This window comes from Acinetobacter lwoffii (assembly GCF_024129855.1).
Classification (GTDB): domain Bacteria; phylum Pseudomonadota; class Gammaproteobacteria; order Pseudomonadales; family Moraxellaceae; genus Acinetobacter; species Acinetobacter lwoffii_L.
Genome location: NZ_JAMXXC010000005.1, coordinates 99,290 through 114,282, shown reverse-complemented (window position 1 = coordinate 114,282; position 14,993 = coordinate 99,290). Strand labels below are relative to the sequence as shown.

Genomic DNA, 14,993 nt, shown 5'->3' with positions numbered 1-14,993 from the left:
GAGGATACAGTCCTCGTTGAATAAGAAGGAGGGAGGGGCCGGTGGGGAATTCACATCATCATGAACATAGTCATGTCGCCGTGACTGCAAAAAATGCCAAAAAATTATCAATAGCGTTGGCATTAACCACGACTTTTTTAATTGTGGAAGTGATTGCCGGTTTTCTGACTCAAAGTTTGGCCCTACTTTCTGATGCTGCGCATATGTTTACCGATGCTGCTGCACTGGCTATCGCTTTAGTCGCTATCAAAATTGGGCAAAAACCGGCAGACAATAAACGGACATTTGGTTATCAGCGCTTTGAGATTTTGGCTGCCCTGTTTAATGCCGTGATGCTGTTTGTGGTTGCGATTTATATTTTGTTTGAAGCTTATCAGCGTTTGAGTTATCCGCCAGAAATCCAGAGCTTGGGCATGATGATCGTGGCCACCTTGGGGCTGTTCATTAACCTGATTTCCATGAAAATTCTGGTGTCTAGTAGTCAGGAAAGTCTCAATGTCAAAGGTGCTTATCTGGAAGTGCTCAGTGATGCACTGGGATCAGTCGGGGTGATCATTGGGGCGCTGGTAATTTATTTGACTGGCTGGATGTGGGTGGATACGCTGATTGCGGTATTGATCGGATTTTGGGTGTTGCCAAGAACCTGGATTTTGCTGAAACAGAGCATCAATATTCTGCTTGAAGGTGTGCCGGATGAAATTGATATTGAAAAATTACGCCACGATCTTTTGGCGCTCGAAGGGGTTCAGGACATTCATCAGCTCAAGGTTTGGGCAATTACCTCCAAAAAAGTCATGCTGACTGTGCATCTGGTTGCGCCGAATGTGGATTATCAGAAACTGCGTCATCAGGCCTTTGAGATGCTCCACCATGAGCATCATATTACCGAGATGACCTTGCAGATCGAAGCGGAAGACTGCCCACTAGAACATCGGGGACAATCCTCACATCCGCATTCACATGCCGAAAGCCATCCACATTGAAATTGAATAGTCTCAACCGCAGAAATATTTTTTATTTTTTTAAAAGTGAGCGAATCACATCCAGATAACTTGGCGGAGCATCGACATACTGACGCTCCCTTAACATCTGATGCATTTTCGCCAGCTTTTGATGCGGAACAGAGGCCATCAAATGATGTTCAATATGATAGTTCACATGAATTGGGGCTACAAAAGCACGTGCCAGCCAGTCTGCACGGGTGGTGCGGGTATTGCTAAGGGCGGAATGACTGGTTTCTAGGCCCGCATGCTCAGCCATAGCGCGGATGCGGATGAACAAAGGAAATGGAGTGATATAGGCGAGAGGCCATAATAAATACATCTTAGGATGGCCGCTGGCCCACAGAGCAGAAAAAATTGCTGCATTTGAAATTAACATACCAGAACTATTTTTAAGCAAGTTTTTCGCTAACTCTAAATTGCTGCGATCACCATGCGGAATTGGCTTGGGGTCATTGGAAACACTCCATTCCAGCAATTCCAGATCCATTAATACTCGACCAGCGAGAAATTTAAGCCCCGATTGCCCATTCAGGTCACGGAAGAATTTCCTGAATAGTGAGCTTTGCGTAATGGGAAAGTTTTTTACCAACCCCAAGTCAGGATCATCTGGCTGCGAGGTTTTAGCATGATGTTTCAGGTGATAAGGACGGTATTTGCTGACATCATTCCAGATCGGGCGTGCACAGAGCCAATCAGTCAGATGGGTATTTAACCATTTGGTTTTGAACAGGCTATGGTGCGAGGCATCATGCATCAAAATAGCCATCGCAAGCTGGCGTCCAGCAAGAATAGCCAATGCCAATGCACATATCAGGATTTTTCCCCATGTAGGTAAATATTCCCAGCTATAGGCAACCGTACCAAAGGTCATGACAATTACGGTCCAGGTTGAACCTACTGCCCAGGCACCGTGTAAGTCTGAGGTCGTGGTGAGTTCTTTAATTTCGTCACGACTAAAAAGTTCTGTGACACTGACCTTTCTGTTCATTCTTCTGCCTATATTTAGTTCTTATTGCTTTATTCAATATATTTGGATGAAATATTACAGTCAATTCATTTTTGTGTATAAAAAAGAAATAAATTAGACCCCTTGGTCTTTAAAATAGTGTTGCCATAAAAGTTGACCCTGTTTTTCTATTTTGCGGACTGCGAGCTCAAATTGTTGTCGAGCATCTGTGTCTATCCATTCTGCAGGAAGTAAGGGGTCAGCACGCAAACTAAATAGGGCAGATTTACCTAGATAAAAGGCACTTTTTGCAGCCTCTGCTAAAGTCAGATTCTGGTAATTCTCAAACCAGTCGTTGATAGCATGCTGTACTGCATGATAGGTCTGATGTAGCGCTTCGATATCCCATAAATCACGAACTTCGGTTTCACTTTCCAGTTGACTGACTTGGAAAAAACGTGCGTCAGGATCTAATCCAAACTGGATTACAGCTGTTTTTAATGGACTTAGGTTTAGCGTTAAATTATCGGGACGAATAAAAACATTTTGCTCTAGTTCCTGAAAACCATAATAACGCAGCGCTTTTTCTCTTTTATATAAGGCGGTACGGTCTACACGTCCCAAAGTGCCGGTATAGACCAATACATATTTTCCGTTCCATGTGGTCGCCGTTTGCATATCAGGGTGTTTGTTTAAGCTGATAAAAGAAGTATCGAATTTTTTCTCTAGCAATTGATACACGCCGCGTTCCACAGCTTGAATGAAATTTTCCTGATTTAATCGAGCCACAGCTACACGGATACCATTGTCAGATATACCCAATAATTCAGCAGCAGCTAATATCCGCTTAATAGTCAAGGTTGAGTTCTTAGAAGCGTAGAGTAAGTCTAAAACAAGATGACGAGCATTCAATTTATAAGTCATGAAACGATATCGTTATGAAAGGGATTGAAAGTTTTAAAGTTTATCCACAATAGCACTTTGTCATGAATAACCCAAAAAAATTGTCAGGGTAAAAGAGGATGAATAAGTGATTTGAGATATACATTTTATTAATAAATTTTTTTCAAACACAATAAAAAAACCCTTATCTTTCGATAAGGGTTTTTCGTATTCTGGAGCGGGAAAGGAGACTCGAACTCCCGACCCCAACCTTGGCAAGGTTATGCTCTACCAACTGAGCTATTCCCGCAATGAGGTGAATTATAGAGAATTCCACAGCAGTGTCAACTCCCTATAAATCTGTTTGATTAATTAATCAGCACGACGCCAAACTGTACCTTGACGAGTATCCTCAAGTACCACGCCTTGATCAAGTAAAGATTGACGAATCTCATCCGCACGTGCGAACTCTTTGGCTTTCTTGGCATCCTGACGCTGTTGAATCAAATCTTCAATTTGTTCAGGTGACAATCCTAGAGCTTCTTGACCAATGTCAGATTTGAGGAACTCATCTACATTTTGCTGTACTAGACCGAGAATATTGGTCAGGTGACGTAAAGTTGCGTAGTAGATCGCTGCCTGTTCCGCATTTTCTTCTTTCACGGTACGATTCAGCTCTTTATTGATTTCGAACAATACCGCAATCGCTTCAGGCGTATTGAAATCATCACGCATAGCGGCATTGAAACGCTCAACCAAAGCCTCATCCAGAGTTTCAATCAGATGATCACCATAAACCGCCTGATAGGTTTTAAACGAGTGATAGAAACGAGATAAGGTATTTTTTGCTTCTTTTAAAGCAACATCCGAGTAATTCACCGGGCTACGATAATGGGAAGAAACAATGAAATAACGCACCACTTCCGGATGGAATTTTTCAATCACGTCGCGAATAGTGAAGAAATTGCCTAAAGACTTCGACATTTTCTCGCCATCGACATTAATAAATCCGGCATGCATCCAGTAATTGACATACTGTTCGCCAGTAGATGCTTCAGATTGTGCAATTTCATTTTCATGATGCGGGAAGGTTAAATCAGCACCACCGCCATGAATATCGAAATGATTGCCTAGGCAGCAGGTCGACATTGCGGAACATTCGATGTGCCAGCCTGGACGGCCATTACCCCACGGTGATGCCCATGATGGCTCATTTTCCTTGGCATGTTTCCACAGTACAAAGTCAAACGGGTGTTTCTTTTCTACTTCGACATCGACACGTTCAGACGCACCCGCTTGCATATCTTCTAGTTTACGGCCAGATAGACGACCGTATTTGGCGAATTTCTCGACCTCAAAGTAGACATCGCCATTATTGGAAGGATAAGCCGTACCTTTGTCGACCAGGTTGCCGATCATTGCTTGCATTTGATCGATGTAATCTGTTGCTTTAGGTGCTGCATCAGGCGCAAGACAGCCCAGTTTGGCAAAGTCTTCATTCATCGCATCAATAAAGCGACCTGTTAATTCTGAGATACTTTCGCCATTTTCATTGGCACGTTTAATAATTTTGTCGTCAATATCCGTAATATTACGCACATATTTGACTTTCCAGCCTTGGCTACGCAGGAAACGGATAATATAGTCAAATGCAACCACTGTACGTGCATGTCCAATATGACAGTAGTCATAAACCGTCATACCACAGACATACAGATCAATTTGACCTTCAACACGAGGTACGAATTCTACTTTTTTGCGTTGCTCTGAGTTATATAGAACAAATGGTTGCATAGCTGTTCAAAAGACTTCAAATAAAAGGATGAATCATCTTAACCTAAGCATAATTATTCATAAAGATAAAAGCGTAAAAAGCCTCAGTTATTTAGGGGAGTTAGGCAACGAGAGTGATTTATAAAGAAGGGGTTCAGGAAGTGAAATAGCGAATATTGAGCTTACATTTTCAGAGGCAGTGTTTGCCAGTCTGATGGAATTATATTTGAATGAGTCTGGTCTGATTTGACCCAAACTTATTTTGGATAGCGTAAGCGTGTTTCTATAAAAATAAAAACAAGCGCATATAACCGCTTTAAAAATGGAGTGAATGTAGAGGCGGAGATACCAGATTGCGCAAGTTGAATACAATCTGAATATATTAAAAATCCGTCGAATCTTCTATATTTAGAAAGCTTACAATTGCATAGCTATGCTAAAATTGCGAAAATTATGCCCATCAAACCAGAGTTTTTTTCTGTCCTTAGCGTAGGTAAACAGGCTTTGAATCCACAAAAAACAGCGAATCAACTAGATTTCCAGAAAGTCGCACTTGAAACACTGCGCATCGAAGAAAATGCACTACAGATTTTAGCAACACAGATTGATGACCGTTTTAGCCGGGCATGTGAAATTATTCTACAGTGTACTGGCCGTCTGGTGATTACCGGAATGGGCAAGTCAGGTCATATTGGCCGTAAAATGGCGGCGACCTTTGCTTCGACCGGAACTCCCTCATTCTTTATGCATCCAGGTGAAGCCGGTCATGGTGACTTAGGGATGCTGGTGGCTGGTGATGTGCTGATTGCAATTTCAAACTCGGGCAAGAGTGATGAAATCATGATGCTGATGCCGCTGATCAAGCATCTGGAAATTCCGCTGATTACCATCAGTGGTGATGATCGTGGTCCAATGCCACAAAATGCTGATGTAGCTTTAACGCTGGGTAATATTCAGGAGGCTTGTCCACTGGGTTTAGCGCCGACATCGTCAACGACGGCAACATTGGCTTTGGGCGATGCTTTGGCGGTAGCTTTATTGGATGCTCGCGGCTTTACCTCGGATGATTTTGCACGCTCACATCCTGCAGGTGCGCTGGGTAAGCGTCTGTTATTGCATGTGAAGCATCTGATGCGTACTGGCGCAGATTTACCTAAAGTCTCGCCAGATACCGCCATGAATAAAGTATTGTACGAAATTTCCAACAAGCGCTTGGGCTTAACCACAGTCGTCGATGAAAATGATGTGTTGCTGGGGATTTTTACCGATGGTGACTTGCGTCGCTTGATTGATAAGCAGCAAGGTTTTGATGTCAATCTGGCTATTCAGGACGTGATGACCAAAAATCCGTTGACCATTTCTCAGGAAGCACGTGCAGTGGTGGCACTGGAACGTATGAATGAGCATAAAATTAATCAATTTGTAGTTGTTGATGATGCCAATAAAGTCATTGGTGTGATTAGTATGCATGACCTGATTCAGGCTGGGGTAAATTAATAAATGGCATCTTATGTATTATTAGAGCAGGCACGTCATATTGCAGCACTGGTGCTTGATGTAGATGGTATTTTAAGTGATGGCTTTGTAACGCTGACTAATACTGGCGATGAGATCAAATCCTTTGATATTCGTGACGGTCTGGGCATGAAACTGGTTCAGCAAGCAGGGATCAAGGTGATTATTATCACTGGACGTAAAAGCAATATCGTAGAAAAGCGTATGTCGGATCTGGGTGTTGATCTGGTCTATCAGGGCCGTGAAGACAAAGGTACAGCACTTCGTGAAGCCTGCGCACAGCTCAACATTGATCCTGAAGATTGCCTGTACATGGGCGATGACTGGCCTGATCTGTCTGCTTTTGCCATTGCCGGCATGAAAGTGACCGTGCCTAATGGTCATGTTGAAGTTCGCCGCCGTGCCGATCTGGTGACTCAGGCCCAAGGTGGACGTGGTGCGGTGCGTGAAATCTGCGATATGCTGTTAATGTCCAAAGGCATGTACCAAGAGTTACTTGAAAAATATACTCGTGCGCCTTATTAATAAGTCATATCTTTTGGATTAAGTACACCGCTTATGGATACTAAAGTTTTATATATTACGGCTGTGATTATTGCCGCAATAAGTGGTGGTTATTACTATTACAGCGGCAAGGGCAACAAGCTGCAGGCAGATTCTGCGCGCAGCATGACCTATTCCGCTCAAAATATTAACTTAACCCAGACGGATGAAACAGGCCAGGTGTCGGTTCGTGCCCAAGTGGACCGACTTGAGCAGAACCTGCAGCTAGAAACTTCAAAGCTGGAAAATCTGCGAGCATCGACTTATGACAATGGCAAAGTCGATGCAACTTTCTTTGCCAAAATGGCGCATGGTTATGATGACAATACAAAAGTTGTACTCTCTCAAGAAGTGTTCGCCACCAAAATCATGCAAAATGGGAAAATGCAGTTTCGTACTGAAGAACTGACCGCTTTTCCGAAAACACGTGAAATTGAAACAGACAAGACAGTGATTGTGGAATCTCCACAGGCTGAATTTGTCAGCCAGGGTCTTAAAGCCAATCTTAATGATGGTCAATACGAATTCTTTAATATTCGAGGAAAGTATGAACCAAACTCCTAAAGCCAAAATGATGCACACTTTCCTGAAGCGTATGACGCTGGCGACTGTGGTTGGACTCGGTTCAATCGCTGCTTTTGCACTGCCATCTGACCGTAACCAGCCAATCACCTTGCTGGCTGACCGGGCGACTTTCAATGAGCGGACGGGTGTGACGACGTATTCGGGCAATGTCATCATTGAACAGGGCACCATGAAGCTGCAAGCCAATTCGATTGTGGCCAATCTGAACAATAAGCGTCAGATCAGCCTGATTACGGCTACTGGCAGCCCGGCACAGTTCCAGCAAAAAGTGGATCCGGCCAAAGGTCTTGCCAAAGGTCAGGCGCAGAAAATTGTCTACAATGCTGAAACCGGGATTATTACCTTGTCAGGCAATGCCTTCCTGCAACAGGACGGTGCCAGTATTCGTGGTGCGACTTTAAAATACAGCATGAACAAAGGCGATATCGAAGCCACCGGAACACCAAACAAAACCGGTTCATCGTCTGGTCGTGTACAAATCGTGATTCCACCCTCTAGTTCAACATCCTTCCCGGGAGCGCGTGATTAATGGAGCAATCGCAGCAGGTTCAAACCTTAACCATTAAACATCTGGCGAAAAACTATAATAAACGCTGGGTAGTGAAAGATGTATCGTTCAGCATGGAAAGTGGCCAGATTGTTGGGTTACTGGGACCAAATGGTGCCGGTAAAACCACCAGTTTTTATATGGTGGTTGGTCTGGTGCGGATGGATAAGGGAGAAATCTATCTCGATGATCTGGATCTTTCCGACCTCGCAATGCATGAACGGGCACGTAAGGGGATTGGTTATTTGCCGCAGGAAGCTTCAATTTTCCGAAAACTGACGATTTCAGAAAATATTATGGCAATTCTGGAAACCCGTAAAGATATGACCAAGGCACAACGTCAGCAACGTCTGGCGGAGCTACTGGCAGACTTTAAAATCACCCATATCAAAGATTCCTTGGGTATGAGTGTATCCGGTGGGGAGCGACGTCGTGCCGAGATTGCGCGTGCACTTGCGGCTGATCCAAAATTTATGCTACTCGATGAACCTTTTGCCGGTGTCGATCCGATTTCGGTCGGAGATATTAAGGATATTATTACGACCTTGAAAGATCGCGGAATTGGGGTGCTGATTACCGATCATAACGTGCGTGAAACGCTGGCGATTTGTGAGCATGCTTATATTGTTAGTGAAGGTGCATTGCTTGCTGAAGGTACACCAGAAGAAATCCTGGCGAATGAGACCGTAAGAAAAGTTTATCTGGGTGATGATTTCACTGTTTAAATAATCCTGCTTTATATAAAAACCCTGCATCAGACGCCAGTTGTCGGATTCAGGGTTTTTTTTGATCAAATCAAAGTGAAAAAGATTTCTTTTAAAGTGATTTGACCTATTGTTATGCTAAAACAAGAAAACATTACATAATTATACGATTTAGGGCAGAACACTTTTAAAGAAATCAGGGGAAAACAGAATGAAAAAGAAGGAGATTAATTCTTCTTTTGCCTTTATCTGTGTCTTTGGGGCATGCAGAAAGCTCACCCCATTATTTTACCAATCTCAAGAATGGCTTGGGTCAGCTGATTGTACCCAAGCCGACACGGTCAGCGCATACCATTGATATTACCTCGCTCGGTCATTATTCATTAGATACATCAAAAGTAGCTGAGCTGCCGCAAATTACCCGGCCACAGTCAGGACAGCCAGCTTTCAGTCCTACGGTCACAGCTGGTATTCCACAAAAAATGAATTTGGTAGAAGCTGTACACCGGGCAGTGCAGCGACGTCCTGAAATCACACAGAGTATTTCGACATTATCTGCGCAGGCCGCGAATATCGATGTGGCGAGAGCGGGTTATTATCCGCAGGTGTCCGGTGGTATCGGGACAGGTGATCTCACTTCCGGTGAACGTGGACGACAAATTGTTTCTTTGAATGCCACCCAGATGCTGTATGACTTTGGCAAAATTAAAACCAATGTAAGTGTGGAAGAAGCGCGATTGGCAGAAGAACAGGCAAGGGTGCTGGTTAGTCTGGATCAGATCGCATTTGAAGTAGCAGATGCAATAGTGAATATCAAACGCTATCAGCAAATTACCCAGATTGCCCAGCAGCAGATTCAGGGCATTGGACGGATTGCAGAAATTGCCAATTTGCGTGCCCGCGCCGGAATCAGCAGTCAGGCCGACCCGATTCAGGCCCAGTCCAATCTGGAAGCAGCGCAATCGAATCTGATTGTTCAGCAGACCCAATTAAGACAATATCAACAACGCTTGCGTACCTTGCTAGGATTTGATGTATCCGCCATTGAATGGGATATTCCTGATCGTATTGTGGCACAGGCCGATCTTTATCAGGATCCGGAATTTACCCAGATTCCGAACATGATTTTGGCCCATGCCGGGGTCAATGTTGCCCGTTTGCAAAAAGATCAGGCGCGATTAAGTCCTTATCCGACTATTAGTGTTAAAGGCAGTCTGAGTCAGGCGATGAATGGACGGAATCCGAATAATAATGAAGATGATGGCTTCTATAATTCAGTCATGATTGAAGCCAGCAGTAATTTGTATCAGGGTGGTGCAACACGTTCACAGACCCGTGCCGCAAGCTATGCCGAAGAAGCTGCACGCGCACAGGTTAATACGGTCTATCTGGATGTGCTGGATCAGGTGCGCTTGATCCGCGAGCAGATTGAAAATAAACAAAAACAAATGGGGGTTTTATCCCAGCGCCGCGCAACCACGATACGCACCAAAGAGCTGTATCAAGAACAATATAAATTGGGTACCCGAACCGTGGTGGATTTGCTGAATGCAGAGCAAGCCATTCATAGTGCCGCGCAGGAAATTGAATCGGCACGCTATGATATTTATTCGGCGATCGTACAGTACATTCAGGTCACGGGCCGTACACGGGATATTTATGCGCTTAACAGTATTTCTATTCAGGGGTTTGAAGTTCAGCCATGAGTACTACAATAATAAATTATCAACCTTGGCTTCATGCAGTTTTAAATATTGCCAGGCATTACCGGATCGAACCTTCTGAGGAGCGGATTCGCCTGCAACTGGACTGGAATCAGCATCATGACATTGATGACATGCTCAAGATTGTCAGTCGTCAGATGGGTTTAAATCTCCGTAAAAATAAATTTGAGCGCAGCCTGCTGAATCCATGGCGTTTACCTTTAATGGTTGAATTCGATAGTGGTGATGTGGGCGTGATTGAACGCATCGATACACAGGGCAATGTCAGCATACAGCTCAGTGGTGATGAAGGTTTATCTCAAAGCTTTACAGTTGAGCCGTTAGAGGTTGGCATAAAGCATCTTTATGTGCTGCGTCCTGAATCTTCAGTTCCAGATGCGCGGGTGGATGAATATATCAAACCCTTTGAGAAAAACTGGTTCTGGTCGATTGTCCTGAATGACTGGAAGCGCTATATCGATGTGATGTTTGCGTCTTTAATTGCCAATATTCTGGCATTGGCCACGATAGTCTTCTCGATGAATGTCTATGACCGTGTCATTCCATCACAATCCATTCCGACGTTATGGGTGTTGGCAGGTGGTGTACTGATCGCTGCGATTTTTGAGTTTGTATTACGGGTATCCCGTATTTATCTTTCAGACATTATTGGTAAACGCGCGGATTTAAAAATTTCTGACCGGGTATTTGGTCATTCATTACGGATTAAAAACAGCGAACGTTCCAAATCGACAGGAACTTTTATTTCACAAATTCGCGAGCTGGAAGGCGTCCGCGAGCTGGTGACTTCAACCACAGTTACGGCCATTGCCGATCTGCCATTTTTCTTCCTGTTCTTAGGCATCTTCTGGGTGATCGGTGGCAATCTGTTCTGGGTCATGTTACTCGTTGTGCCCTTAATGATTCTTCCAGGGATTCTGGCGCAGAAAAAACTGGCACAGCTGGCCCAGTTGGGGATGCGTGAATCTGCCATCCGCAATGCCTTGCTGGTAGAAGCTGTACAAGGAATTGAAGACATCAAGCTGTTAAGAGCTGAAACGCGTTTCCAGAATCAGTGGAATCATATGAATGAAGTGTCAGCCGATGTCAGCATGCAGCAACGTAAAATTGTCGGCTTGATGACCGCCTGGACCCAAAAAATTCAGGGACTGACCTTTGCAATTGTAGTCTTGGTCGGGGCTTTTGCGGTGATGGAGGGTGACATGACCACAGGCGCACTGGTGGCCTGTTCGATTCTATCTTCACGCATGCTGGCACCAATTTCAAAAATTACGGGCGTACTGGGTCGCTTGCAGCAGGCCAAAGTAGCGAAATCCGGTCTGGATGAATTGATGAAAAAACCGGTGGATCAGCCGGACTATTCGCACCTGATTCATCGTCCGGCACTGGATGGGCATTATGAGCTCAACGGTGTGGTGTTTAAATATGGCGATGATGATCCGAAACCGAGTTTGATGATTCCCAAGCTGGAAATCAAGCCGGGGGAGAAAATCGCGATTCTGGGCCGTAATGGTGCAGGAAAATCGACCTTGTTACAGCTTTTGTCTGGGATGCAGACACCGTTACAGGGCAAGGTCAAGCTGGATGGTATTGATCTGACCCTGATTGATCCGTCAGATGTGCGGCGTGATATGAGTTTGCTAAATCAGAACTCGCAGTTATTTTATGGTTCAATTCGTGAAAACCTGACTTTGGGTGCACCTTTGGCCACCGATCAGCAAATTCTGGAAGCCTTACAAATTACCGGTGCACTGGGATTTGTACAGGAGAAAAAAGAAGGACTGGATCATATCATTTTAGAGGGTGGTGTCGGCTTTTCTGGTGGGCAGCGTCAAGCCTTGTTATTGGCACGGTTATTGATCCGTCAACCAAAAATTTTGCTACTGGATGAACCGACCGCTGCCATTGATGATGTGTCAGAAAAACAGTTGATTGATCATCTTAAAGGTTATTTAACCCATCGTACGATGATCGTTGCGACCCATCGCCGTGCGGTATTGGAACTGGTGGATCGTATTCTGGTGGTCAATGATGGCAAGATTGTGATGGATGGGCCACGGGATCAGATCCTGAATCAGTCGCAGGGTGGTAATAAGCGGGTTGTAGGAGCAAGTGCATGAGTGAACTACAGCAACTAAAACGTTCCAGCAAGGTCAGCTTTCAGGAACCGCCCTTACCGAAATCAAGTGTCATCATCTGGATTATCGGCATTGGCCTATTGGTATTGCTGAGCTGGGCCTGGTTATTCAAATTGGAAGAAGTGTCTACCGGTACCGGGAAAATAATTCCATCATCCAAAGAGCAGGTGATTCAGTCTCTGGATGGCGGTATTTTGACTAAACTTAATGTCAAAGAAGGTGAGATTGTCGAGCGTGGGCAAGTATTGGCCCAGCTTGATCCGACCCGCTTTGAATCCAACGTCGGTGAATCAGAATCCTTGCTGGTGTCATCACGTGCCACTTCAGCCCGTTTACGTGCGGAAGTCACCGGCGCACCGTTGGTCTTTCCTGAAGAAGTGTTGAAATACCCCAAATTGGTTAAAGAAGAAACGGCCCTGTATCAGTCGCGTCGAGCCAATTTGCAAGAATCTGTTGCAGGCCTGGAACAGGCTTTGTTACTGGTGCAGCAAGAACTGGAAATGACCGCTCCCTTGGTCGCCAAAGGGGCAGCCAGTGAAGTTGAAGTGTTGCGTCTAAAACGTGAAGCCAACGATTTGCGTAATCAAATGAATGATATCCGTAATCAATATTATGTAAATGCGCGGCAAGAGCTGTCCAAAGCCAATACCGATGTGGAAACTCAGCAACAGGTGGTACGTGGCAAGTCGGATACTTTGAGCCGAACTGTTTTTAAATCACCGGTTCGCGGTGTAGTCAAAGAGATTGATGTGATGACGCTGGGCGGCGTGATTCCACAAAATGGCAAGTTGATGACCATCGTGCCACTGGATGAAAAATTACTGGTTGAAGCACGAATCTCGCCGCGTGATATTGCCTTTATTCGCCCTGATCAGGAAGCATTGGTTAAAATTACAGCTTATGATTATTCGATCTATGGTGGGTTGAATGGTAAAGTTGCGATGATTTCACCGGATACCTTGCGTGATGAAGTCAAGCAGGATCAATTTTATTATCGGGTGTATATCCGTACCGATAGCGACAAGCTCAGCAATAATGCCGGGCAGGAGTTCAATATTACTCCAGGGATGGTGGCCACCGTGGATATTCGTACTGGTTCAAAAACCGTGATGGATTATCTGATCAAGCCATTTAATAAAGCCAAAGAAGCCTTGCGTGAACGGTAATATTTGCCAAGCAATTGAGTAAAACAATCGATTAAAATCAGGCCTCTCCGTGGAGAGGCTTTTTATTTGTCTGTGCAAAGCGGGTATACTGCAGCAGTGAGAGTTTAAAGCCTGAAGTTATGCCATTTACCATTGCCAGCCTGGTCAGTTTTGAGGAAGACATCAAAAAAAGCCGCTTTCAGGCCTTTGCCACCCCTGTTGAGAATGAGCAGGACGTCAAAGATTTTCTGGAAACTTATCGTGATCCAAGCACCACGCATCAATGCTGGGCCTGGAAAATTGGCCATCAGGTACGCTTTAATGATGATGGTGAACCTTCAGGCACAGCGGGACGCCCGATTCTGGCGACTATTGAAGGCAATGAGCTGACCAATGTGCTGGTATTGGTCAATCGCTGGTATGGCGGGATCAAGCTGGGAACAGGGGGCTTGGTACGGGCCTATGGCGGTTGTGCTGGGCAATGTTTGTTGTTGGCAGAAAAAATTGAACTGATTGAAAAGAAGAAGGTGCAATTTTCCTGTCAATTCAATGAATGGGCCATCTTTCAATATGAATTGAATCAGCAGCAAATCGATTATCAGGAAGAATATACAGCCGAAGGGGTGCAGATCAGCGCCTTATTTCAGTTACATCAAATTCAACCTTTTGCCTTAAAAATTCAAGATGTGACCCGCGGCCGTGAACAGCTCAAAATCATAGAAGAAGCGACAGATGACTGACGTAGATCCATTACTGAAATATCGTGAGCAGCATAAACATCGCCTGAATTACATGCCTTGGCTGTACTGGTCTTTAAAGCCAAAAAATCGCGGTTGGGCAGAAGCGTGGCAAAAGGACTATCAGGCTTACTTGATGGAAATGGAAACCGTCGAGATTGGTGAAAACTGTTTTATTTCACCTCTTGCACATATTTTCGCGGAGCCGGGACGCAAAATCATTATTGGTGATAATAGCTTTATTGCTGCAGATTGCACCTTACATGGCCCCCTAGAGATCGGTAATGAAGTGGCGATCAATCATCACTGTATTCTGGATGGTGGCCGGGTGGGGATTAAACTGCATGATCAGGTGCGCATCGCCGCTTATTGTCATCTTTATGCCTTTGATCATGGCATGGATTTGGAGCAGCCGATTTATCAGCAGCCAGTACGTTCGCAAGGCATCGAGATTGGTCGGGATGTGTGGCTCGGTGCGCATGTCGGTATCAAGGACGGAATTAAAATCGCAGATCAGGCCGTGGTGGGAATGAACAGTATGGTGACCAAGGATGTCGAGAAGCGTGCGATTGTCGCCGGTAATCCGGCCCAATTCATTCGCTATCGTGAATAAGCTTTTGGAAGTCAATTGCTTGATACAACAGCCTGACTCAGCAGATGGTTCGATATATTGATCTATATTTGTTCACATAAAAGTTAACATATTTCAAGTCAAGCCTTACAGATTTCGCTGCACATTTTTGAATGCTT

At 44.7% G+C, this 14,993-nt stretch carries 14 protein-coding genes and 1 tRNA gene; 11 read left to right on the top strand and 4 right to left on the bottom strand.

Annotation, left to right across the window (positions count from 1 at the left end; all coding sequences use genetic code 11):
• Nucleotides 1–41: 41 nt before the first annotated feature.
• Entirely contained in the window at nt 42–983 is a 942-nt protein-coding gene (locus NI465_RS06615) for a cation diffusion facilitator family transporter (RefSeq protein WP_114540786.1), read from the top strand.
• A gap of 31 nt (nt 984–1,014) precedes the next feature.
• Here the strand turns inward: NI465_RS06615 and NI465_RS06610 are convergent, their stop codons facing one another.
• From NI465_RS06610 to cysS, 4 genes are all read right to left on the bottom strand, one after another.
• Nucleotides 1,015–1,992 (bottom strand): fatty acid desaturase family protein, encoded by a 978-nt coding sequence (locus tag NI465_RS06610; RefSeq protein WP_222112101.1) that lies wholly within the window; start codon nt 1,990–1,992, stop codon nt 1,015–1,017.
• Between the two features lie 93 nt (nt 1,993–2,085).
• Entirely contained in the window at nt 2,086–2,874 is a 789-nt protein-coding gene (locus NI465_RS06605; protein ID WP_253144720.1) for a hypothetical protein, read from the bottom strand.
• 192 nt (nt 2,875–3,066) lie between these two features.
• Nucleotides 3,067–3,142: transfer RNA gene (locus NI465_RS06600), tRNA-Gly, on the bottom strand.
• Nucleotides 3,143–3,204: 62 nt separating this feature from the next.
• Nucleotides 3,205–4,626, bottom strand: a complete 1,422-nt coding sequence (gene cysS, locus NI465_RS06595; RefSeq protein WP_222112103.1) for a cysteine--tRNA ligase — start codon at nt 4,624–4,626, stop codon at nt 3,205–3,207.
• A gap of 432 nt (nt 4,627–5,058) precedes the next feature.
• Between cysS and NI465_RS06590 the strand changes: the two genes are divergently transcribed.
• The 10 genes from NI465_RS06590 (at nt 5,059) to NI465_RS06545 (ending at nt 14,856) form a co-directional block, all read left to right on the top strand.
• Complete coding sequence (locus NI465_RS06590) at nt 5,059–6,102, top strand: KpsF/GutQ family sugar-phosphate isomerase (RefSeq protein ID WP_004279959.1); 1,044 nt, start codon at nt 5,059–5,061, stop codon at nt 6,100–6,102.
• 3 nt (nt 6,103–6,105) lie between these two features.
• Nucleotides 6,106–6,645 (top strand): KdsC family phosphatase, encoded by a 540-nt coding sequence (locus tag NI465_RS06585; RefSeq protein WP_004279958.1) that lies wholly within the window; start codon nt 6,106–6,108, stop codon nt 6,643–6,645.
• Nucleotides 6,646–6,678: 33 nt separating this feature from the next.
• Entirely contained in the window at nt 6,679–7,227 is a 549-nt protein-coding gene (lptC, locus tag NI465_RS06580) for an LPS export ABC transporter periplasmic protein LptC (RefSeq protein WP_004729873.1), read from the top strand.
• Nucleotides 7,211–7,777 carry a lipopolysaccharide transport periplasmic protein LptA gene (gene lptA / locus NI465_RS06575; RefSeq protein ID WP_004646679.1) on the top strand — a complete coding sequence of 189 codons (567 nt, stop codon included), beginning with the start codon at nt 7,211–7,213 and terminating at the stop codon, nt 7,775–7,777. Before lptC ends, lptA begins: the two co-directional genes overlap by 17 nt.
• A complete protein-coding gene (gene lptB / locus NI465_RS06570; protein ID WP_005104345.1) occupies nt 7,777–8,520 on the top strand; it encodes an LPS export ABC transporter ATP-binding protein in 744 nt (247 codons plus the stop codon). Before lptA ends, lptB begins: the two co-directional genes overlap by 1 nt.
• A 218-nt stretch (nt 8,521–8,738) precedes the next feature.
• Entirely contained in the window at nt 8,739–10,205 is a 1,467-nt protein-coding gene (locus tag NI465_RS06565) for a TolC family outer membrane protein (RefSeq protein ID WP_184413442.1), read from the top strand.
• Nucleotides 10,202–12,343 (top strand): type I secretion system permease/ATPase, encoded by a 2,142-nt coding sequence (locus NI465_RS06560; protein ID WP_253144717.1) that lies wholly within the window; start codon nt 10,202–10,204, stop codon nt 12,341–12,343. Before NI465_RS06565 ends, NI465_RS06560 begins: the two co-directional genes overlap by 4 nt.
• Nucleotides 12,340–13,527: a beta-barrel domain-containing protein gene (locus tag NI465_RS06555; protein WP_253144713.1), complete on the top strand. Its 1,188-nt coding sequence runs from the start codon at nt 12,340–12,342 to the stop codon at nt 13,525–13,527. The genes NI465_RS06560 and NI465_RS06555 overlap by 4 nt, the downstream gene beginning before the upstream one ends.
• Nucleotides 13,528–13,646: 119 nt before the next feature.
• Nucleotides 13,647–14,246 carry an IMPACT family protein gene (locus NI465_RS06550; RefSeq protein WP_004646684.1) on the top strand — a complete coding sequence of 200 codons (600 nt, stop codon included), beginning with the start codon at nt 13,647–13,649 and terminating at the stop codon, nt 14,244–14,246.
• Nucleotides 14,239–14,856 (top strand): DapH/DapD/GlmU-related protein, encoded by a 618-nt coding sequence (locus NI465_RS06545; protein WP_004279945.1) that lies wholly within the window; start codon nt 14,239–14,241, stop codon nt 14,854–14,856. Before NI465_RS06550 ends, NI465_RS06545 begins: the two co-directional genes overlap by 8 nt.
• Nucleotides 14,857–14,993 lie beyond the last annotated feature (137 nt).

What these genes read in the sequence shown, in the direction of transcription:
- NI465_RS06610 (WP_222112101.1), bottom strand. Translation starts at nt 1,992, where the DNA reads ATGAACAGAAAGGTCAGTGTCACAGAACTTTTTAGTCGTGACGAAATT.
- NI465_RS06605 (WP_253144720.1), bottom strand. Translation starts at nt 2,874, where the DNA reads ATGACTTATAAATTGAATGCTCGTCATCTTGTTTTAGACTTACTCTAC.
- cysS (WP_222112103.1), bottom strand. Translation starts at nt 4,626, where the DNA reads ATGCAACCATTTGTTCTATATAACTCAGAGCAACGCAAAAAAGTAGAA.
- NI465_RS06590 (WP_004279959.1), top strand. Translation starts at nt 5,059, where the DNA reads ATGCCCATCAAACCAGAGTTTTTTTCTGTCCTTAGCGTAGGTAAACAG.
- NI465_RS06585 (WP_004279958.1), top strand. Translation starts at nt 6,106, where the DNA reads ATGGCATCTTATGTATTATTAGAGCAGGCACGTCATATTGCAGCACTG.
- lptC (WP_004729873.1), top strand. Translation starts at nt 6,679, where the DNA reads ATGGATACTAAAGTTTTATATATTACGGCTGTGATTATTGCCGCAATA.
- lptA (WP_004646679.1), top strand. Translation starts at nt 7,211, where the DNA reads ATGAACCAAACTCCTAAAGCCAAAATGATGCACACTTTCCTGAAGCGT.
- lptB (WP_005104345.1), top strand. Translation starts at nt 7,777, where the DNA reads ATGGAGCAATCGCAGCAGGTTCAAACCTTAACCATTAAACATCTGGCG.
- NI465_RS06560 (WP_253144717.1), top strand. Translation starts at nt 10,202, where the DNA reads ATGAGTACTACAATAATAAATTATCAACCTTGGCTTCATGCAGTTTTA.
- NI465_RS06555 (WP_253144713.1), top strand. Translation starts at nt 12,340, where the DNA reads ATGAGTGAACTACAGCAACTAAAACGTTCCAGCAAGGTCAGCTTTCAG.
- NI465_RS06550 (WP_004646684.1), top strand. Translation starts at nt 13,647, where the DNA reads ATGCCATTTACCATTGCCAGCCTGGTCAGTTTTGAGGAAGACATCAAA.
- NI465_RS06545 (WP_004279945.1), top strand. Translation starts at nt 14,239, where the DNA reads ATGACTGACGTAGATCCATTACTGAAATATCGTGAGCAGCATAAACAT.